Source organism: Pseudomonas sp. S09G 359, from assembly GCF_002843605.1.
Classification (GTDB): Bacteria; Pseudomonadota; Gammaproteobacteria; order Pseudomonadales; family Pseudomonadaceae; genus Aquipseudomonas.
In genome coordinates this window covers 4625764-4645237 of sequence record NZ_CP025263.1, presented here as the reverse complement: position 1 = coordinate 4645237, position 19474 = coordinate 4625764, and the positions used below count along the sequence as shown (strand labels likewise).

Annotated in this window: 17 protein-coding genes and 4 tRNA genes; 19 read left to right on the top strand and 2 right to left on the bottom strand. The window is 61.2% G+C overall.

Annotated elements, in window-relative coordinates:
- Nucleotides 1–105 precede the first annotated feature (105 nt).
- The 13 genes from CXQ82_RS21125 (at nucleotide 106) to CXQ82_RS21065 (ending at nucleotide 12424) form a co-directional block, all read left to right on the top strand.
- Nucleotides 106–2655, top strand: a complete 2550-nt coding sequence (locus CXQ82_RS21125) for a FimV/HubP family polar landmark protein (RefSeq protein WP_101272133.1) — start codon at nucleotides 106–108, stop codon at nucleotides 2653–2655.
- Between the two features lie 231 nt (nucleotides 2656–2886).
- The gene (gene truA / locus CXQ82_RS21120) at nucleotides 2887–3711 is read left to right on the top strand and encodes a tRNA pseudouridine(38-40) synthase TruA (protein ID WP_101272132.1); all 825 of its coding nucleotides are present in this window, start codon (nucleotides 2887–2889) and stop codon (nucleotides 3709–3711) included.
- Between the two features lie 64 nt (nucleotides 3712–3775).
- Nucleotides 3776–4408, top strand: coding sequence for a phosphoribosylanthranilate isomerase (locus CXQ82_RS21115; protein ID WP_101272131.1), 633 nt, complete (start codon nucleotides 3776–3778; stop codon nucleotides 4406–4408).
- A 244-nt stretch (nucleotides 4409–4652) separates the two neighbouring features.
- On the top strand, nucleotides 4653–5573 hold the full coding sequence (accD, locus tag CXQ82_RS21110; protein ID WP_101272130.1) for an acetyl-CoA carboxylase, carboxyltransferase subunit beta: 921 nt from the start codon (nucleotides 4653–4655) through the stop codon (nucleotides 5571–5573).
- Nucleotides 5570–6877: a bifunctional tetrahydrofolate synthase/dihydrofolate synthase gene (gene folC, locus CXQ82_RS21105; protein WP_101272129.1), complete on the top strand. Its 1308-nt coding sequence runs from the start codon at nucleotides 5570–5572 to the stop codon at nucleotides 6875–6877. The genes accD and folC overlap by 4 nt, the downstream gene beginning before the upstream one ends.
- The gene (locus tag CXQ82_RS21100; protein ID WP_101272128.1) at nucleotides 6861–7523 is read left to right on the top strand and encodes an SPOR domain-containing protein; all 663 of its coding nucleotides are present in this window, start codon (nucleotides 6861–6863) and stop codon (nucleotides 7521–7523) included. Before folC ends, CXQ82_RS21100 begins: the two co-directional genes overlap by 17 nt.
- 246 nt (nucleotides 7524–7769) lie before the next feature.
- A complete protein-coding gene (locus CXQ82_RS21095) occupies nucleotides 7770–8327 on the top strand; it encodes a CvpA family protein (RefSeq protein ID WP_003192538.1) in 558 nt (185 codons plus the stop codon).
- Nucleotides 8328–8368: 41 nt separating this feature from the next.
- Complete coding sequence (purF, locus tag CXQ82_RS21090) at nucleotides 8369–9874, top strand: amidophosphoribosyltransferase (RefSeq protein WP_065952922.1); 1506 nt, start codon at nucleotides 8369–8371, stop codon at nucleotides 9872–9874.
- A gap of 65 nt (nucleotides 9875–9939) precedes the next feature.
- Nucleotides 9940–11151 carry an O-succinylhomoserine sulfhydrylase gene (locus tag CXQ82_RS21085; protein ID WP_101272127.1) on the top strand — a complete coding sequence of 404 codons (1212 nt, stop codon included), beginning with the start codon at nucleotides 9940–9942 and terminating at the stop codon, nucleotides 11149–11151.
- A gap of 11 nt (nucleotides 11152–11162) precedes the next feature.
- Nucleotides 11163–11927, top strand: a complete 765-nt coding sequence (locus CXQ82_RS21080) for an SDR family oxidoreductase (RefSeq protein WP_101272126.1) — start codon at nucleotides 11163–11165, stop codon at nucleotides 11925–11927.
- A gap of 107 nt (nucleotides 11928–12034) precedes the next feature.
- Nucleotides 12035–12110, top strand: a tRNA-Val gene (locus CXQ82_RS21075).
- Nucleotides 12111–12165: 55 nt separating this feature from the next.
- Nucleotides 12166–12242: transfer RNA gene (locus CXQ82_RS21070), tRNA-Asp, on the top strand.
- 105 nt (nucleotides 12243–12347) lie between these two features.
- Nucleotides 12348–12424, top strand: a tRNA-Asp gene (locus tag CXQ82_RS21065).
- 158 nt (nucleotides 12425–12582) lie between these two features.
- Here the strand turns inward: CXQ82_RS21065 and CXQ82_RS21060 are convergent.
- The gene (locus CXQ82_RS21060) at nucleotides 12583–13866 is read right to left on the bottom strand and encodes an FAD-binding oxidoreductase (protein WP_101272125.1); all 1284 of its coding nucleotides are present in this window, start codon (nucleotides 13864–13866) and stop codon (nucleotides 12583–12585) included.
- A 184-nt stretch (nucleotides 13867–14050) separates the two neighbouring features.
- Here CXQ82_RS21060 and CXQ82_RS21055 point away from each other — a divergent pair.
- Nucleotides 14051–14127 (top strand) — tRNA-Val (locus CXQ82_RS21055).
- Nucleotides 14128–14283: 156 nt separating this feature from the next.
- Nucleotides 14284–14721, top strand: coding sequence for a hypothetical protein (locus tag CXQ82_RS21050; protein ID WP_101272124.1), 438 nt, complete (start codon nucleotides 14284–14286; stop codon nucleotides 14719–14721).
- A 37-nt stretch (nucleotides 14722–14758) separates the two neighbouring features.
- Here the strand turns inward: CXQ82_RS21050 and CXQ82_RS21045 are convergent, their stop codons facing one another.
- Nucleotides 14759–16186, bottom strand: coding sequence for a DHA2 family efflux MFS transporter permease subunit (locus CXQ82_RS21045; protein WP_101272123.1), 1428 nt, complete (start codon nucleotides 16184–16186; stop codon nucleotides 14759–14761).
- A 183-nt stretch (nucleotides 16187–16369) separates the two neighbouring features.
- On the opposite strand from CXQ82_RS21045, the gene CXQ82_RS21040 reads away from it, so the two are divergent.
- From CXQ82_RS21040 to CXQ82_RS21025, 4 genes are all read left to right on the top strand, one after another.
- Complete coding sequence (locus CXQ82_RS21040) at nucleotides 16370–16993, top strand: flagellar biosynthesis protein (protein ID WP_177409924.1); 624 nt, start codon at nucleotides 16370–16372, stop codon at nucleotides 16991–16993.
- A gap of 113 nt (nucleotides 16994–17106) precedes the next feature.
- On the top strand, nucleotides 17107–17520 hold the full coding sequence (locus tag CXQ82_RS21035; protein ID WP_256581948.1) for an N-acetyltransferase: 414 nt from the start codon (nucleotides 17107–17109) through the stop codon (nucleotides 17518–17520).
- 287 nt (nucleotides 17521–17807) lie between these two features.
- Nucleotides 17808–18524 (top strand): DUF969 domain-containing protein, encoded by a 717-nt coding sequence (locus CXQ82_RS21030; protein WP_101272121.1) that lies wholly within the window; start codon nucleotides 17808–17810, stop codon nucleotides 18522–18524.
- Nucleotides 18521–19471: a DUF979 domain-containing protein gene (locus CXQ82_RS21025; protein ID WP_101272120.1), complete on the top strand. Its 951-nt coding sequence runs from the start codon at nucleotides 18521–18523 to the stop codon at nucleotides 19469–19471. Before CXQ82_RS21030 ends, CXQ82_RS21025 begins: the two co-directional genes overlap by 4 nt.
- Nucleotides 19472–19474: the final 3 nt, after the last annotated feature.

The window sequence follows — 19474 nt, the reverse complement described above, 5'->3', positions numbered from 1 at the left end:
AAGTGCAACAGAAGCGTGTCGGTAACCTATCGGCTCGCCATGCCTTATGGCAGCGGTTACCAACCTTCTCGCAGGCCGGGGAGTGTTCAGACAAAGGATGAGGCTATGGTTCAAGTTCGCAAACTGGTGTTAGCAATAGCGGCCGCCTCGGCGCTGACCTCCGGTATGGCGCAGGCGCTGCAGCTGGGGGAGATGACCCTCAAGTCGAAGTTGAACCAGCCGTTGTCGGTGGAAATCGAATTGCTCGATGTCGGTGGCCTCACGGCTGCCGAGATCACGCCGAGCCTGGCGTCTTCCCAGGCCTTTGTGGATGCGGGTGTAGATCGCCAGGCGTTTCTCGATGACCTGACGTTTACACCGGTGGTCAACCCCAGCGGCCGCAGTGTGGTGCGCGTCACTTCCAGCAAGCCGCTGCCCGATTCCTATGTGCGTTTCCTGTTGCAGGTGCAGTGGCCTAATGGCCGTCTGATGCGCGACTACAGTGTGCTGCTCGACCCGGCCAAGTTCGATCAATCGGCACCGGCCGCCACGCCGCCTGCGCCGCGCTTGAGCGCACCTGCCAGCGCTGCGCCGGCGATCAGTAAGGCGGCCCAGCACACCACGACTGCTCGGGATACCTTGTGGGAAATTGCGGAAAAAAATCGCAATGGTGCTTCGGTCCAGCAAACCATGCTGGCTATCCAGGCGCTCAATCCTGATGCTTTTGTCGATGGCAATATCAACCGCCTGAAAACCGGCCAAGTCCTGCGGCTGCCCGATCGTGTGCAGGCGACCAGCCTGTCGCAACCTGCGGCGATTGCTGAAGTGACTGCGCAAAACGCCGCCTGGCGCCAGGGGCGGCGCGGGGCGACTAATCAAGTTGCGGGCAAGCAACAACTGGACGCCACCAAGCGGACCCAGGCCGGGAATGCGCCGGCGAGTACCAATGCCAAGGACAATTTGAGCCTGGTCTCGGCTGAAGCGGCCAAGAAGGGCGGCAAGGGCAAGGCCGGTGACGGCCAGGCCCTGAGCGACAAGCTGGCGATGACCCAAGAGCAACTGGACACCACTCGCCGCGACAACGAAGAGCTGAAAAGCCGCGCGGCCGACTTGCAGAGCCAGTTGGACAAGCTGCAAAAACTGATTCAATTGAAAAACGATCAATTGGCCCGTCTGCAGGCTGAAAAAGGTGACCCGGCGGCGCAGGCTACGGCAGCGATGCCGGCTCAATTGGCTGCTGCGCCTACGGGCACTCCGGCAGCCACCGAGGCCACGCCGAGCGTGGCAGCGCCTGCGCCAGCGCCCGAGCCGATCAAGCCGGATGCTGCGCCCGCCACTGCCGAAGGCAAGTTCAACGACCTGCTGACCAGTCCGATCGTACTCGGTGTGGTGGGCGGTGCGGCAGGCCTGCTGGTGCTGTTGCTCCTGCTGTTGTGGGCGCGCCATCGCAACGCCCGTCGCGAGGAAGAAAAGCACCTGCGCATGGCGCGAGCCCTGGCGCAAGAGCCGGAGTTCACCTCGAATATCGACCACGACCTGCCGCCGGATAGCTTCGAAGGCCTCGAAGTGCCACCGCCGAACGTCAAGCTGGCAGCCGCTCCTGCATCGGCGCCTGTTGTCGAGCCAGTCGTGGCGGTACCGAGCGTCGCGTCCGTGCTGGCGCCGCTGGCTGTCGCCGTGGCCCCGCAAAACGCCAACGATGCGCTGGCGCAGGCCCAGTCCCTGGTTGATCGTGGCCACCTGAACCAGGCGGCGGACGTGCTGGAGCAGGCAATCAAGCATGAGCCCAAGCGCAGTGACCTGCGTTTGAAGCTGATGGAGGTCTACGGCCTGCAAAACGATAAGGACGGCTTCGTTACCCAGGAGCGTCAACTGGTGGCCAATGGTGAAAACCATGCCCAGGTCGAGCAGCTCAAGAGTCGCTTCCCGGCCATGGCCGTGCTGGCCGCTGGTGTCAGTGCCGCGGTGGCCGCTGCTGCCCTGGACGCCCAGTACGTCAAGGACTTGCTGGAAGACAAGCCGGCCCCGGCAGCGCCGGAAGCCTTCGACACCGATTTCGATTTGAGCCTGGACGATCTGGAAGCGGCCTCGCCTGCCGTGGTCGCGGATGCCGAGCCGACGTTCGAGTCGCTGCTGCAGGAGCAGACCGCAGCCAAGGCCGCCCCGGATGAGCTGTCGGACTTCGACCTGGACCTGCAACTGGATGCACCGACGTCCACGCAATCCGACGATGACTTTCTCTCGGGCCTCGAGGACGAGATGAAGGACGTGCCGGCGGTCGAGCCACCGACCCTGACCCCCGCGGCGCCGGAAGACTTCGACCTGCCGGAGGACTTCGACTTGTCCCTGGCGGATGAGCCGCAAACGCCTGCCGAGCCTGACGTTTTTGCGTCGGAACTGGACGACGTCAACGCAGAACTGGATCGCCTGTCCCAGAGCCTTGAGCATCCGTCCATCGAACCTTCGTTCACCGCTGAAGATGCCGCGCTGGGCGATGATGAGCCGGAGTTCGACTTCCTGTCCGGTTCGGACGAGGTGGCCACTAAGCTCGACCTGGCCCAGGCCTATATCGACATGGGCGACATGGACGGCGCACGGGACATTCTTTCCGAGGTGCTGACCGAAGGTAACGAAGGGCAGCGCGGCGAGGCCAAGGAAATGCTCGGCCGCATTTGACGGGGCATGCAAAACAGGTGTGGGAGGCGGACTTGCTCCCGATGGTGGTTTGTCAGTCGACACATCTGTGACTGAACTACCGCCGTCGGGAGCAAGCCCCCTCCCACATTTGCATTACAGCAATCCCTAACAAAAGCGCCCGCCACGCGGTTGCCGCCTTTATAATGGCCGCCTTTGCGCAACTCATCAGGCTCTCAGTTCTTGGCAAATATAGATAACGCGGCCGCCGAAATGGCGGCCGCAGGCTTTTACCGCATCGCCCTGGGCGTGGAATACAAAGGCTCGCGCTACCGCGGCTGGCAGCGCCAGGCGTCCGGCGTGCTGACCGTGCAGGAAACCCTGGAGAAGGCCCTGTCAAAAGTCGCCGACTCGCCGGTGTCGCTGATGTGCGCCGGGCGTACCGACGCCGGTGTGCATGCCTGCGGCCAGGTGGTGCACTTCGACACCCAGGCCGAACGCACCATGAAGGCGTGGGTAATGGGCGCCAATATCAATTTGCCCCATGACGTCAGTGTCAGCTGGGCCAAGGTCATGCCGGCGCACTTTCATGCGCGTTTCAAGGCCATTGCCCGGCGTTATCGCTATGTGATCTACAACGACCAGATCCGCCCGGCGCACCTGAACGAAGAAATCACCTGGAACCACCGCCCGCTGGATGCCGAGCGCATGGCTGAGGCCGCGCAGCACCTGGTCGGCGTGCATGATTTCAGTGCTTTCCGTGCCGGGCAGTGCCAGGCCAAGTCGCCCATCAAGGAAGTCCATCACCTGCGGGTGACGCGCCACGGCAAGATGATCGTGCTGGATATCCGCGCCGGGGCATTCCTGCACCATATGGTACGAAACATTGCGGGTGTGCTGATGACCATCGGCACCGGCGAGCGCCCGGTGGAATGGGCCAAGGAAGTACTGGAGAGCCGCATACGCCGTACCGGCGGTGTGACCGCGCACCCGTTCGGCCTTTACCTGGTGGATGTGGAGTACCGCGACGAGTTCGAACTGCCCGAGCGTTTCATCGGGCCACACTTCCTCACAGGTTTCAGCGAACTTGGCGGCTGACGCCCGGAAAAGCTTTTGTTACCATCCGGGACTTTCTCGGTTCAACCCCTGAGGTTTCTACGATATGCCAGCCGTTCGCAGCAAGATTTGCGGGATTACCCGCATAGAAGACGCGCTGGCGGCAGTCGAGGCGGGCGCGGACGCCATTGGTTTGGTGTTTTATGCCAAAAGCCCGCGGGCGGTGAACGTGGTGCAGGCGCGGGCGATTATTGCCGCGTTGCCACCGTTCGTGACCACCGTGGGCCTGTTCGTCAACGCCAGCCGTTGCGAACTCAATGAAACCCTGGATGCCGTGCCGCTGGATATGCTGCAGTTTCACGGCGACGAAACCCCGGACGAATGCGAAAGCTACCAGCGCCCGTATATCAAGGCATTGCGGGTCAAGGCCGGTGACGACATCGCGGGTGCCTGCGCTGCCTATGGCGGCGCGCGCGGGATCCTGTTGGATACCTATGTCGAAGGCGTGCCCGGTGGTACCGGTGAGGCCTTCGACTGGTCGCTGATTCCCGAGGGGCTGAGCAAGCCGGTCATCCTGGCCGGAGGCCTCAACCCCGCGAATGTCGCGGCGGCCATCGAGCAGGTGCGCCCTTACGCGGTGGATGTCAGTGGTGGGGTGGAGCAGGGCAAGGGCATCAAGGATCGCAGTAAGATTCGCGCATTCATGCAGGCTGTGCGTAACAGCGGTGGCGGGATGTGACGGCTGGCAGTCTGCCGCCGTCCATAACTACCACTGTGTAAAACAGCCCGGCGCCGCCTGTGGGTAGCCCGGAAATGAAGTGGCAACCCTGCACGGGCAGGTTGTCTGGAAGGCTGAGGAGGCATGCGGGAAATGGCCGGTCGAACGTCTGACCCCGTCCAGCATGCATCATCGCCACATATGAATTTAGCTCAAGGGCATACGCGGGGCTGAGTTCAAGCCACCGGTACTGGAGAAAGAAAGCATGAGCAACTGGTTAGTAGACAAACTGATCCCTTCGATCATGCGTTCCGAGGTGAAAAAAAGCTCGGTTCCTGAAGGTCTGTGGCACAAGTGCCCATCCTGCGATGCGGTGCTGTACCGCCCTGAGCTGGAAAAGACCCTGGATGTTTGCCCCAAGTGCAACCACCACATGCGTATCGGCGCCCGCGCCCGCATCGACATTTTCCTCGACGCAGAGGGCCGTAATGAGCTGGGCGCTGACCTGGAGCCGGTTGACCGTCTCAAGTTCCGCGACAGCAAGAAGTACAAGGACCGCCTGGTCGGCGCCCAGAAGCAGACGGGCGAGAAAGACGCGCTGATTTCCGTCAGCGGCAAGCTGTTGGGCATGCCTGTAGTGGTGTCGGCGTTCGAGTTCTCCTTCATGGGCGGCTCCATGGGTGCCATCGTCGGTGAGCGCTTTGTGCGCGCCGCCAACTACGCTCTGGAAAACCGTTGCCCGATGATCTGCTTCGCCGCCTCCGGTGGTGCGCGCATGCAGGAAGCGCTGATCTCCCTGATGCAAATGGCCAAGACCTCTGCGGTGCTGGCGCGTCTGCGCGAAGAAGGCATTCCGTTCATCTCCGTACTGACCGACCCGGTCTACGGCGGCGTTTCCGCCAGCCTGGCAATGCTGGGTGACGTGATCGTCGGCGAGCCAAAAGCCCTGATCGGCTTTGCCGGCCCGCGTGTAATCGAGCAGACCGTGCGTGAAAAACTGCCGGAAGGCTTCCAGCGCAGCGAGTTCCTGCTGGAGCATGGTGCAATCGACCTGATCGTGCCGCGTGGCGAGCTGCGCCCACGCCTGGGTAACCTGCTGGCGCAAATGATGGGCCTGCCGACACCGGTGTACGTCGCGCCTAAAGTCGAGCCAATCGTTGTGCCGCCGGTGCCTGCAAACCTATGACCCAACGTACCCTTGGCGAATGGCTCGCCTACCTAGAGCAGTTGCATCCGTCAGCCATCGACATGGGCCTGGAGCGCTCGCAACAGGTAGCGGCCCGCCTTGGGTTGGGGCGCCCGGCGCCGCGTGTAATCACGGTGACCGGTACCAACGGCAAAGGCTCGACCTGTGCCTTTGTCGCGGCGCTGCTGCAGGCCCAGGGGCTGAAGGTCGGCGTGTACAACTCGCCGCACCTGCTGCGCTACAACGAGCGGGTGCAGCTCAATGGCGTCGAAGCCACTGACGAGCAGCTCTGCGAAGCCTTTGCCGCACTCGATGCGGGCCGAGGCGAGATTTCCCTGACTTACTTCGAAATGGGCACCCTGGCGGCGTTCTGGCTGTTCGAGCGTGCGCAACTGGATGTGGTCGTGCTGGAAGTGGGCCTGGGCGGGCGCCTCGACACGGTCAACGTAGTAGATGCCGGCCTGGCGCTGGTGACCAGCATCGGCGTGGACCATGCCGACTACCTGGGCAATACCCGCGAATCCGTAGCCTATGAAAAGGCCGGGATCTTCCGCCAGGGCAAGCCTGCCCTCTGTGGTGACATCGACCCGCCGCACACCCTGCTGGACAAAGTGCGCGAGCTCGATTGCCCGTTCTTCCTGCGCGGCCGTGAGTTCAGCCTCGAGATCGGTGATCAGCACTGGCAGTGGCGCGGGCGTGATGCGCGTGGTCAAGCCGTAGAGCTGCATAACCTGCCGTTGTTGAATCTGCCGATGGAAAACGCGGCGCTGGCGCTGCAGGCTTATCTGCTGCTGGACCTGGCGTGGAATGCCGAGCAGATTGCCGCGACATTGCTGGCGACCCGCGTGGTCGGGCGCCTGGACCGCCGTGCATTCGAATGGCAAGGCAAGCGCCTGAACCTGCTGCTGGATGTGGGGCACAACCCCCATGCGGCCGAATACCTGGCCAAGCGCCTGGAGCGTACGCCGCCGGTCGGCCGCCGCCTTGCGGTATTTGGTTTGCTTGCTGACAAGGATTTGCACGGCGTGGTTGCACCGTTGCTGGGCAGTGTCCAGGCTTGGGCCGTCGCGCCGTTGGATTCGCCGCGTAGCCGTGCGGCCGCCGAACTGGAAGTGGCCTTGCAGAACCTTGGTGCGCCGGTGGCGTCGTATGCAAGCGTGACGTCTGCCCTTGAGGCGCAGTGTGCGGTGGCAACGGCCGACGACGAGATTCTGTTGTTCGGATCATTTTATTGTGTTGCCGAGGCGCTCGAATGGTTGGCCCGGCGCTCCACGGAGGAAGCTGCACATGGCATTACTGGATAGCGCATACAAGCAGCGAATGGTCGGAGCCCTGGTTCTGGTGGCATTGGCGGTGATTTTTCTGCCGATGCTGTTCTCCCGCCAGGACGAAGAGCGCCAGGTAGTGGTTGAAGCACCCGCCGCGCCCCAGGCGCCGGCAGTGCCACAGGTGCAGATTGAGCCGGTGGTGGTGCCCGAGCCGCAGGCCTTGCCGGAAGAAGAGCCTGTGCCGAGCGACGATGAGGTGGCTGCGCAGCAGGCGCCGTCGATGCCGGTGCAGCCGAGCGTGCCGGTGGTCAAGCCTGCTCCGGCAGCGCCTGTCGCAGCCGCCAAGCCTGCTGCCCCGGCAGCTGCGCCCAAGCCAGTGGCGCCGCAACCTGCAGCGCCGGGCAAGCCGGATGTCGGCCAAAGCCGGATCGATCCGAATGGCTTGCCGATCAGTTGGTCGATTCAAGTCGCCAGCCTGGGTAATCGCGAAGGTGCCGATGCCCTGCAGAAAAAGCTGCGTAGCCAGGGTTACAACGCCTATATCCGCAGTGCCGACGGCAAGAACCGGGTATTTATCGGGCCGCTGATCGAGCGCGCCGAGGCCGACCGCCTGCGGGATTTGCTGGATCGCCAGCAGAACCTGAAAGGTTTCGTGACCCGCTTCCAGCCTGAGCGCGGCTAATAAGTAGGGCAATGCAGTCAAAATGTGGGAGGGGGCTTGCCCCCGATAGCGGTGGGTCAGCGATAGATGTGCTGGCTGACCCACTGCTATCGGGGCCAAGCCCCCTCCCACATTAGTTTTATGGTTGGGTTGAAATAGAGTAGGTTCGTCACAAACTACTGATTTGCAAAGCGGTCGTAATCACCGCTTACCGATAGCCCGGCGCTCTGCTAAAATGCGCCGCCTTATCCGTCCGTAGGCTCAAACGTGCCATTTACCTGGGTTGATTGGGCGATTGTTGCAATCGTCGCCATCTCCGCTTTGATCAGTCTAAGCCGCGGCTTCGTAAAAGAAGCACTGTCGTTGCTGACTTGGATCATCGCAGGAGTCGTAGCCTGGATGTTCGGTGGTTCACTGTCTGTCTACCTGGCCGGATACATCGAGACACCTTCGGCTCGCGTCATCGCGGGCTGCGCCATCATGTTCATCGCCACGCTGCTGGTGGGGGCGATGGTCAATTATCTTATTGGCGAGTTGATACGTGTCACCGGCCTCTCCGGGACCGATCGATTTCTCGGCATGGCCTTCGGCGCCGCACGGGGTGCGTTGCTGGTGGTTGTGGCGGTCGGGCTGTTGAGCCTGGGGCCGGTACAGCAGGATTCGTGGTGGCAGGAGTCGGTACTCGTGCCAAAATTTCTATTAGTTGCAGATTGGTCCAAGAACCTCATTTTGGGGTGGAGCAGTCAGTGGCTGGCCAGCGGAATCAGCGTACCCGCTGATCTTCCGTTCAAGGAACACCTCTTACCGGCCAAAACGCCTCAGTAAGCTGTGTTCAGTCAAGATTCATTAAGTAGGGGTTGCGTCGCATGTGTGGCATCGTCGGTATCGTCGGTAAGTCGAACGTCAATCAGGCGCTGTATGACGCGCTAACCGTCCTCCAGCACCGCGGCCAGGACGCTGCCGGTATTGTGACCAGCCACGACGGCCGGTTATTCCTGCGCAAGGACAATGGTCTGGTGCGTGACGTGTTTCATCAGCGTCACATGCAGCGCCTGGTCGGCCACATGGGCATTGGCCATGTGCGTTACCCGACTGCCGGTAGCTCGACTTCGGCCGAAGCTCAACCGTTTTACGTCAACTCGCCTTACGGCATCACCCTGGCGCACAACGGTAACCTGACCAACGTTGAACAGCTGGCCAAGGAGATTTACGAATCTGACCTGCGCCACGTCAACACCAGTTCCGACTCGGAAGTGTTGCTCAACGTGTTCGCCCACGAGCTGGCCCAGCGCGGCAAGCTGCAGCCGACCGAAGAAGACGTGTTCGCGGCCGTGATCGACGTGCACAACCGTTGCGTCGGTGGTTACGCTGTCGTGGCGATGATCACCGGCTACGGTATCGTCGGTTTCCGCGACCCGCATGGCATTCGCCCGATCGTGTTCGGCCAGCGTCATACTGACGAAGGCGTCGAGTACATGATCGCTTCCGAAAGCGTGTCCCTGGACGTGCTGGGCTTCACCCTGATCCGCGACCTCGCGCCGGGCGAAGCGGTGTACATCACCGAAGACGGCAAGCTGCACACCCGTCAGTGCGCTGTGGCGCCGAAACTCACCCCGTGCATCTTCGAACACGTCTACCTGGCGCGTCCGGATTCGATCATCGACGGCGTTTCGGTGTACAAGGCGCGTCTGCGCATGGGCGAGAAGCTCGCCGAGAAGATCCTGCGTGAGCGCCCGGAGCACGACATCGACGTGGTCATCCCGATCCCGGACACCAGTCGTACCGCTGCACTGGAACTGGCCAACCACTTGGGCGTCAAGTTCCGCGAAGGCTTCGTGAAGAACCGCTACATCGGCCGTACCTTCATCATGCCGGGCCAGGCTGCGCGCAAGAAGTCGGTGCGCCAGAAGCTCAACGCGATCGAGCTGGAATTTCGCGGCAAGAACGTGATGCTGGTGGATGACTCCATCGTACGTGGCACCACCTGCAAGCAGATCATCCAGATGGCCCGCGAGGCCGGTGCGAAGAACGTGTACTTCTGTTCCGCTGCGCCTGCCGTGCGTTACCCGAACGTGTACGGTATCGACATGCCGAGCGCCCACGAACTGATCGCCCACAACCGGTCGACCCAGGACGTTGCCGACCTGATCGGCGCTGATTGGCTGATCTACCAGGACCTGCCGGACCTGATCGAAGCGGTTGGCGGTGGCAAAATCAAGATCGCCGAGTTCGACTGCGCCGTGTTTGACGGCAAGTACGTGACCGGGGACGTTGATGAGGCCTACCTGAACAAGATCGAGCAGGCGCGTAACGACTCCTCGAAGATCAAGACCCAGGCGGTCAGCGCGATCATCGATCTGTACAACAACTGAGTAAACACCGGCCCTGAGGGGCCGGTTTTGTATCTTAAATAAAGAATTGAGTAAGGAGTGGCAGCATGAGTCAGGAATGGGATGCCGGTCGGTTGGACAGCGACCTCGATGGCGTAGCTTTCGATACCCTGGCTGTGCGTGCCGGCCAGCACCGCACGCCGGAAGGCGAACACGGTGACCCGATGTTCTTCACTTCCAGCTATGTGTTCCGCACCGCCGCCGACGCCGCTGCGCGGTTTGCCGGTGAAGTGCCGGGCAACGTGTATTCGCGCTATACCAACCCGACCGTGCGCGCCTTTGAGGAGCGCATCGCCGCCCTGGAGGGCGCTGAGCAAGCGGTGGCCACGGCCACTGGCATGGCGGCCATCCTGGCGGTGGTGATGAGCCTGTGCAGCGCTGGCGACCACGTGCTGGTGTCGCGCAGCGTGTTCGGCTCCACCATCAGCCTGTTCGAGAAGTACTTCAAGCGCTTCGGTATCGAAGTGGATTACGTGCCCCTGGCGGACCTGTCCGGTTGGGATGCGGCGATCAAGGCCAATACCAAGTTGCTGTTCGTCGAGTCGCCATCCAATCCGTTGGCCGAGCTGGTGGATATCGCCGCGTTGTCCGAAGTGGCTCACGCCAAGGGCGCGATGCTGGTGGTCGACAACTGCTTCTGCACCCCGGCATTGCAGCAGCCATTGAAGCTGGGCGCAGACGTCGTGGTGCACTCGGCGACCAAGTTCATCGACGGCCAGGGTCGTTGCATGGGCGGCGTCGTGGCGGGCCGTAGCGAGCAGATGAAAGAAATCGTCGGCTTCCTGCGTACCGCCGGCCCGACCCTGAGCCCGTTCAATGCCTGGATTTTCCTCAAAGGCCTGGAAACCCTCAGCCTGCGCATGAAGGCCCATTGCGCCAATGCCCAGGCCCTGGCCGAGTGGCTGGAGCAGCAGGACGGTATCGAGAAGGTGCATTACGCCGGCCTCAAGAGCCACCCGCAGCACGAATTGGCCCAGCGCCAGCAGCGTGGTTTCGGTGCGGTGGTGAGTTTCGAAGTGAAGGGCGGCAAAGACGGCGCCTGGCGCTTTATCGATGCCACGCGCCTGATCTCCATCACCGCCAACCTGGGCGACAGCAAGACCACCATTACCCACCCGAGCACCACGTCCCATGGCCGTCTGGCGCCACAGGAGCGGGAAGCCGCGGGTATCCGCGACAGCCTGATCCGCATCGCCGTCGGCCTGGAAGATGTGGCCGATTTGCAGGCTGACCTGGCTCGCGGGTTGGCGGCCTTGTGATCGAGTGGTCCATGGAGGCTGCAGCGGCCACTAACGGTCGCGTTGCGCTGGTGACTGGCGCGGCGCGCGGCATTGGCCTCGGGATTGCGGCGTGGCTGATCAGTGAAGGCTGGCAGGTGGTGTTGACTGACCTGGACCGCGAGCGCGGTTCCAAGGTGTCCAAGGTGCTGGGTGACAACGCCTGGTTTATCAGCATGGATGTGGCTGATGAGAAACAGGTCGCCCAAGGTGTCGCCGAGGTCCTGGGGCAATTTGGCCGCCTGGATGCGCTGGTGTGCAACGCGGCGGTGGCCGACCCGCGCAATACCACCCTGGAAAGCCTCGACCTGGCCTACTGGAATCGTGTGTTGGCGGTGAACCTCAGCGGGCCTATGTTGCTGGCCAAGCACTGTGCGCCGTACCTGCGCGCCCACGGCGGGGCGATCGTCAACCTGGCGTCGACCCGGGCCCGTCAATCGGAGCCGGACACCGAGGCCTACGCGGCGAGCAAGGGTGGGCTGCTGGCCCTGACGCACGCGTTGGCGATCAGTCTTGGGCCGGAGGTGCGAGTGAATGCCGTGAGCCCAGGCTGGATCGATGCGCGTGACCCTGCTGCACGGCGTGCCGAGCCGCTGAGCGATACCGATCATGCCCAGCACCCGGCGGGCAGGGTGGGTACGGTGGAGGACGTGGCGGCGATGGTGGCGTGGTTGTTGTCGCGCCAGGCGGGGTTCGTCACGGGGCAAGAGTTTGTGGTGGACGGCGGCATGAGCAAGAAGATGATTTACAGCGAGTAGGGCCGGCGGCCGTCTTGAAGCAATTTTGTCTTTTTCAGAAAAACTTCAAGCAGGCTATTGACTTAGGTCCGTTACCTGCGTAAATTTCGCGGCCTCAACGAAGCAAAGGGTGATTAGCTCAGCTGGGAGAGCATCTGCCTTACAAGCAGAGGGTCGGCGGTTCGATCCCGTCATCACCCACCACTTCTTGAGAGTTTTGCCCTAGGGCAAGACGCTACGTTAAAGGTTGCACCGACGCGCAGCGGTAGTTCAGTCGGTTAGAATACCGGCCTGTCACGCCGGGGGTCGCGGGTTCGAGTCCCGTCCGCTGCGCCATATTTTCCATGTCCGATTCGTCGGGCTTGAGATTGAACAGCCCAGGCTGATCGATCAGATGTTTAAAGACGGTTGAGGGTTTACGCTCAGCCGGTCAAGCGATACGCAGCGGTAGTTCAGTCGGTTAGAATACCGGCCTGTCACGCCGGGGGTCGCGGGTTCGAGTCCCGTCCGCTGCGCCATATCTGCCTCAAGGCCCACTGAACGCCTTGAAGCACAAAGCAAGCCTTTGGCTACTTTGATCCGATAGCAAAGACCCTGGTCGAAAGACCGGGGTTTTTTGTTTCTGCGATTTGGAAAATCGATGGTAAGAACCGGCGAACCGGTTCTTACCCTGTTGTCAGAACCCCAACTTGTCCCGCAACCCGTAATACCAGGCGCCCAGCGCCGCAAAGGGTGTGCGCAGCAATTGGCCGCCCGGGAACGGATAGTGCGGCAGGTCGGCAAACGCGTCAAAGCGTTCTGCCTGGCCTCGAAGCGCCTCTGCCAATACCTTGCCTGCCAGGTGCGTGTACGTCACGCCGTGGCCGCTGCAGCCCTGAGAATAGTAGATGTTGTCGCCCAGGCGACCCACCTGCGGCAGGCGCGACAAGGTCAGTAGGAAATTGCCGGTCCAGGCGTAGTCGATTTTCACATCCTTGAGCTGCGGGAAGGCCTTGAGCATCTTAGGCCGGATGATCGCCTCGATGTTGGCCGGGTCGCGCGCGCCATACACGACGCCGCCGCCGAAGATCAGGCGCTTGTCGCCAGTGAGTCGGTAGTAGTCGAGCAGGTAGTTGCAGTCTTCGACGCAGTAGTCCTGCGGTAGCAGGGTCTTGGCCAGTTCATCGCCCAACGGCGCCGTGGTGATGACTTGGGTGCCGCACGGCATCGATTTGGCCGCCAGTTCCGGCACCAGGTTACCCAGGTAGGCATTCCCCGCGACGATGATGAACTTGGCCCTGACCTTGCCCTCGGCGGTATGCACCACCGGGTTGGCGCCGCGCTCGATGCGCACCGCCGCCGATTGCTCGTAGATTGTGCCGCCCAGCGACTCCACGGCCGCCGCTTCGCCCAGCGCCAGGTTGAGTGGGTGAATGTGCCCGCCGCTCATGTCCAGCAGGCCGCCGACATAGTTGTCACACGCCACCACCTCGCGGATACGGCGCTCGTCCAGCAGTTCCAGCTGGGTATGGCCGTAGCGCTCCCACAGGCGCTTCTGTGATTCCAGATGGCCCATATGCTTGTTGTTGAGCGCCGCGAACACGCCGCCATCCTTCAAGTCGCACTGGATCTGATATTTGGCGACCCGCTCGCGGATGATCCTGCCACCCTCAAACGCCATCTGCCCGAGCAGTTGCGCCTGTTGGGGGCCGACACTGCGCTCGATTACATCGATATCGCGGCTATAACTGTTGACGATCTGCCCACCATTGCGGCCAGACGCACCAAAGCCCACTTTGGCGGCTTCCAGTACCGTCACGCGAAAACCGTTCTCCAGCAAAAACAGCGCGCTGGACAGGCCGGTATAGCCGGCACCAATCACGCACACATCGGTTTCGACCTCGCCTTGCAGCATGGGGCGCGGTGGAACGGCATTCGCGGAAGCGGCGTAATACGACTGGGGGTAGGGGGTGTTCGCCATCCTGGAACCTCTGTTTTATATTTTTTACGAGTGCCCCGATCCTACCTGAGTTAAAAATTGCCTGCCAGCCACTCGCAAAAAGCCAATGCGCCGGCCGAAAATAAATAATTCGCATATTCATAGGGTTAGCTGCAAAAAAGAGGTTGACACCCCTCCATAATTCCGTAGAATGCCGCCTCACAGCAGGCACGTAGCTCAGTTGGTTAGAGCACCACCTTGACATGGTGGGGGTCGTTGGTTCGAGTCCAATCGCGCCTACCAAACAAAATCCGCTCTGCTGGGCGGTCTAGAAGGGCTCACCGAAAGGTGGGCCCTTTTTTGTTGCCTGCGATTTGCCAGGCTTTGCAAAACCCCGACTAAAGTAACTGGCAGTCAAGCCGATGCAGTCAGTACTCTTTCGGCATCGGACCTATGGCAATGCTCATCAATATTAGCAATCCTCCCGCTGTATCCAGCAGTCAAAGCGTTGCCGCCCCGGTTGATTCCACCACAACCGATAGCACCAGCAGCACCAGCAGCGCAGATGGCTTGAAGGTCAATATGAACGCCGGCGCTGAGGGTGCCGGTGGTGTAGGCGGTGGCGAGGCGCCGCTCAAGCAGGACTCCGAGACTGTCAAGCAGCTGAAAAAGCAGATTGAACAGTTGCAGCAACTGCTTCAGCAGCAGCAACAAGCGTTGCAAAAAGCCCAGTCTGGCACCCAGGACCCAGACGCTAAGGCAGTCGCGGTAGCGGCGGCTCAATCGCAGATCGCGAGCACCTCAGCGGCCTTGCAGACCGTGACGTCGGCCTTGTTGAAAGCCGTGACTGATGAGGGCAACAGCAGCACGGGCTCTATGGTCAGCACCACCGCCTGATTCATCGAGGAGTGTGTTGATGCATCGAGCGCTGCGCTCAGCCGCGCGTCAGCACACTCTCCCCGGCGGCCGCCGGCAACCGATACACATCCACCAGCGCCAACACCCCCAGTAACGCGACCCCGACAAACGCCACGCGGAAATCCGCCGCCTGCGCCTGAATTTCGTGCCCCTGCACGCTCATGGACGCCCGCAGCAACAGCGCCGCAACCGTCACACCCATCCCCATGGCCAGCTGGAACGACATGCTGAACAGCGCCGATGCCTCGCTCATGCGTGGTTTGGGCACGTCCGCGAAGCCGATCGAGTTGTAGCAGGTAAACTGCATCGAACGTGACAACCCGCCCACAAACAACACGGCTGCGATCAGCGCAAAGGGTGTTTGTGCGGTAAACAGTGCACACGCCGCAATCGACACCACGCCAATCACCCCATTCACCAGCAACACCTTACGAAAACCGTAGCGCTGCATGATGGCAGTGGTGAAGGGTTTCATCGCCAGGTTGCCGGCAAATACCGCGAGCACCAGTAAGCCCGCATCCACCGGGGATAAACCAAAGGCGACCTGAAACAGCAACGGCAGTAGAAACGGTAAGGCACTGATGGCCAGGCGAAACAGCGAGCCCCCATAAATACTCACGCGGAAGGTATTGATGGACAGGGTTTCCAGCGGCAACAACGGCTCGGTGTGGTGCCGGCAATGGTGCACGGCCCATACCGCCAGCACGATGCCCGCCGCGACCAGCGCAAGGCCCGGGATGAGCATTTCGTCGGCCCTGCTGCCCAGCCACTCAAGACCGCCCAACAGCGCCACGCACGCACCTGCCAGCAGTACAAAACCCTTTGCGTCGAACCTGCGCACCTGCGCTTCACGGCCTTCAGGCACCAGCCACAAAGCGGCGAGCAACGCCAACAGGCCCAGCGGCAGGTTCACATAGAAGATCCACGGCCACGAGGCATGGGTGACGATCAGCCCACCGGCCAATGGCCCGAGAATCGGCGCTACCAGGCCGGGCCAGGTGATGATCGCGATCATCTTGACCAAGTCTTTCTTATCCGTATTGCGCAGCACCGCCAGGCGTCCCACGGGCACCATCAGCGCCCCACCGATGCCTTGCAGCACCCGGGCGAACACGAACATCTCGAGGCTTTGGCTGAGCCCGCAGAGCAGCGAGGCGAGGGTGAACACGACGATCGCGCCGGCAAATACCCGGCGCGCACCAAAGCGGTCTGCGACCCAGCTGGACAGCGGTATGAAGATCGCCACGGCGAGAATATAGGCGGTGATGCCGATGTTCATGTCCACCGGGGTTACGCCGAAGGCCGTCGCCATGGTCGGCAGCGCGGTGGCGATGACCGTGGCGTCGAGGTTCTCCATGAAGAAGGTCACGGCGACCACCAGGGCGATCAGCCGAGTGTGCAGGTTGAGGCCGGTTTCGGCGGTGGGTGTGGCGGGAGAGGTCACCGGTGCTGCCCCTTGTTCCGATAAGGTCGCTGGCCTTTGACGATACCGGTTCAGGCTGGAACGTACACGTGTCGGGGCAGGCTTTTTGATTAAAATGTCGGCGATGCCGAAATGCCATCATCTCTGTACAATTGCCTTCGGCCGATATCCGGTCGAGCCATGATGGCGATAGGGAGTGTTGGTATGCGTGTTCGTTTAGCGGTGGGGATTGCGGCGTTGATGATGCTGGCGGGGTGTGTCACCAGCCGGTCGGAGGTTGAGGTCAACTTTGTACCGCCGGGAAACGTGCCGGCTACTGCGAGCAATGGCAAGAAGGTGTTGATCAGTACGGTGGATGAGCGGGTCTTCCAGATAAGCCCGCGTAGCCCGGCAACGCCATCGCTGAAAAATGACGAAGTCACCGATAAATCCATTACCGAGCGCGCTATCGCCCGCAAGCGTAATGGCTACGGCATGGCGCTCGGCGATGTGTTGTTACCGTCAGGCCGCACCCTTTCGCAATTGGTCAATCAGTCGGTAGCCTCGGCCTACCAGCAAGCGGGCTATGAAGTCGTCACCGAACCAAGTGCTGCTGATACTAAGGTGAAGGTGCATATCGTCGAATTCTGGTCGTGGTTTACTCCGGGTTTCTTCACTGTTGACGTCAGCAGCAAATCGCTTCTGCGTATCGAAGCACCAGGGGCGAAGACGTTTGACGTGGTTACCCTGCAAAACCAGAGCATGCAGGTGGTGATGGAAAAGGACTGGAAGAAAATCACCGAGGAGAACCTTCAGGAAGTGTCGCGGCAGACCGCCAAACAGCTTTAACGAAGGCAGGTGTGTGGCAGGAGGGTCAACCGCGGGGTTGGCCCTTTTTGCATTTATACAGCCATACTGGGCGATGTTTAACGCAGCGCATGGAGATGGAGTTGGTGATGGAAATGGAAGTGTCGTTCAACGTATCCGAACACGAGCTCGAGGCGATCCGCAAGCCATTGCGGGCGTATAACCTCAGCCACACCGGCGCAATGGGGTTTGAAACCGTCGGGATTTTACTGCGTGATCCCATCACCCAAGAGGTGGTCGGTGGTCTGTATGGAAAGATTTACTATGGGTGGATGTTTATCGAGCTACTGAGCATTCCAGACGCGCTGCGTACTCAAGGCACGGGTACCCGCTTGATGAATGCGGCTGAAGCGTTGGCTCGGCAAAAGGGTTGCACGGGGATCTGGCTGGACACGTTCAGCTTCCAGGCCCCTGGGTTTTATCGAAAGCTGGGCTTCAGTGAGTTTGGGCATATCGCCGATTACCCTCCGGGCCATCAGCGGCATTTTTTCCAGAAGCGCTTGGTATGACGCGCGGGGCGCTCCCGCCCCGCACGCTATAAACCGACATCGCCCAGATACGCGCCTCGTGTCAGGCTCCCCCCTTCAATCCCCCACAAAATTTATTGGTCCGCAGCAACAATTTTTCTTGTTGGACACCTCCCGCCCCCAGGCAGCAAAGTTGCCGCCACTGACGCTCGACCTTCCGGGTCAACAATAAAAAAACCGAGCCGACTGCACGCCACTTCCTGCTGTGAGCCTTTTGTTCACATCCTGCTGTAATGGCGCCGCAGCGCGCACCAAAGGACCTTTCCGCCATGCAAACTGTTGTGAACTTATGGCCGTTGATCGGCGTACTTGTGATCGTGGTTGGCTTTGTTTTGCGCTTCAATCCGTTGTTGGTGGTCACCGCCGCCGCTATCGCCACCGGGTTCGCCGCCCACTTCCCGCTGGAAAAAATCCTCGCCACCATGGGTGATGGTTTCCTTCAAACCCGTGCCCTGCAATTGATTCTGTTGTTGCCTCTGGCGGTCATCGGCTTGCTCGAGCGCCATGGCCTGCGCCTGCATGCGCAGAACTGGATTGCGCGGTTTGAGCGTGCCACGGTGGGGCGCTTGCTGATCATGTATCTGTTTGTGCGCGAATCCACGGCCGCGATGGGCTTGACCAGCCTGGGCGGGCATCCGCAGATGGTGCGCCCGCTGCTGGCACCGATGGCCGAGGGCGCAGCGGAAAAACGCTACGGGAAACTGCCGGACAAGCTGCGCCACAAGGTGCTGGCCATGTGTGCCGCCACCGACAACGTCGGGTTGTTTTTTGGTGAGGACATTTTCGTCGCCTTTGGTGCGATTGCGCTGATGCACACCTTCCTGTTGGGCTCGGGGATTGATGTGGAGCCGCTGCACATTGCGGTGTGGGGCATTCCTACGGCGATCTGCGCGTTTATCATCCACGCCATTCGCCTGCATCGATTCGACCGGCGGCTGACCCGCGAGATGATGCCCGTCGCCACTCCCGCGGAGGCTGCGCAATGATCATCTCCATTCAATACTTGTACTGGCTGGCTGGTGTTTTGTTGCTGATCACTGCTGGCATGATCTTGTTGGACCGAACCCATCCCAAACGCTGGTCGAGCGCCTTGTTCTGGCTGCTGTTCGCTATTCCGTTCCTGGTCGGCGAGCGCCTGCCCTCGGTGGCCATCGGTGCGGGCGTGGTCGTGATGGCGTTGATTGCCGGTTTCGGCGGTGTCGGCCGTGGCAAGCATGCCGAACTGCATGACAAGGCTGCCCGCGCCAGTGCCGGGCGCCTGGGGCATAAACTGTTCATCCCGGCGTTGGCCATCCCGCTGACCACGGTGATCGGCTCGGTATTGCTCAAGCACACCGAGATCGGCGGCGTACCGCTGCTGGACCCGAAAAACACCACCTTCGTCTCCCTCGGCATTGGTTGCCTGATTGCCCTTGGCCTGGCGTGCTGGTTGACCCGTGACACGCCGGTGCAGGCCTTGCGCGAATCTCGACGCCTGACCGAAGCCTTGGGCTGGGCCATGGTGTTGCCGCAGATGCTGGCGATGCTGGGCCTGCTGTTCAACGAAGCTGGAGTTGGCACGGCTGTGGCGCACGTCACCACCACCTATATCAACCTGGATTTCAAGCTGGTTGCGGTGATGGTCTATGTGTTGGGCATGGCACTGTTTACGGTGATCATGGGCAATGGTTTCGCGGCGTTCCCGGTGATGACTGGCGGTGTCGGTGTGCCGGTGTTGGTGGGGATCTACGGGGGTAACCCGGCCGTCATGGCGGCGATCGGCATGTTCTCGGGTTACTGCGGCACGCTGATGACGCCGATGGCCGCCAACTTCAATATCGTACCGGCGGCATTGCTGGAGTTGCCAGACAAGAACGCGGTGATCAAGGCCCAGTTGCCGACCGCGTTGATGATGCTGGTGGTCAATATTGTGCTGCTTTACCTGTTGATGTGAGGC

Coding starts and splice junctions, on each gene's coding strand:
- CXQ82_RS21025 (WP_101272120.1), top strand. CDS start 18,521: ATGATCATCTCCATTCAATACTTGTACTGGCTGGCTGGTGTTTTGTTG.
- truA (WP_101272132.1), top strand. CDS start 2,887: ATGGCGGCCGCAGGCTTTTACCGCATCGCCCTGGGCGTGGAATACAAA.
- CXQ82_RS21125 (WP_101272133.1), top strand. CDS start 106: ATGGTTCAAGTTCGCAAACTGGTGTTAGCAATAGCGGCCGCCTCGGCG.
- CXQ82_RS21035 (WP_256581948.1), top strand. CDS start 17,107: ATGGAAGTGTCGTTCAACGTATCCGAACACGAGCTCGAGGCGATCCGC.
- CXQ82_RS21060 (WP_101272125.1), bottom strand. CDS start 13,866: ATGGCGAACACCCCCTACCCCCAGTCGTATTACGCCGCTTCCGCGAAT.
- CXQ82_RS21100 (WP_101272128.1), top strand. CDS start 6,861: ATGGCATTACTGGATAGCGCATACAAGCAGCGAATGGTCGGAGCCCTG.
- purF (WP_065952922.1), top strand. CDS start 8,369: ATGTGTGGCATCGTCGGTATCGTCGGTAAGTCGAACGTCAATCAGGCG.
- CXQ82_RS21050 (WP_101272124.1), top strand. CDS start 14,284: ATGCTCATCAATATTAGCAATCCTCCCGCTGTATCCAGCAGTCAAAGC.
- CXQ82_RS21115 (WP_101272131.1), top strand. CDS start 3,776: ATGCCAGCCGTTCGCAGCAAGATTTGCGGGATTACCCGCATAGAAGAC.
- CXQ82_RS21030 (WP_101272121.1), top strand. CDS start 17,808: ATGCAAACTGTTGTGAACTTATGGCCGTTGATCGGCGTACTTGTGATC.
- accD (WP_101272130.1), top strand. CDS start 4,653: ATGAGCAACTGGTTAGTAGACAAACTGATCCCTTCGATCATGCGTTCC.
- CXQ82_RS21085 (WP_101272127.1), top strand. CDS start 9,940: ATGAGTCAGGAATGGGATGCCGGTCGGTTGGACAGCGACCTCGATGGC.
- folC (WP_101272129.1), top strand. CDS start 5,570: ATGACCCAACGTACCCTTGGCGAATGGCTCGCCTACCTAGAGCAGTTG.
- CXQ82_RS21080 (WP_101272126.1), top strand. CDS start 11,163: ATGGAGGCTGCAGCGGCCACTAACGGTCGCGTTGCGCTGGTGACTGGC.
- CXQ82_RS21040 (WP_177409924.1), top strand. CDS start 16,370: ATGCGTGTTCGTTTAGCGGTGGGGATTGCGGCGTTGATGATGCTGGCG.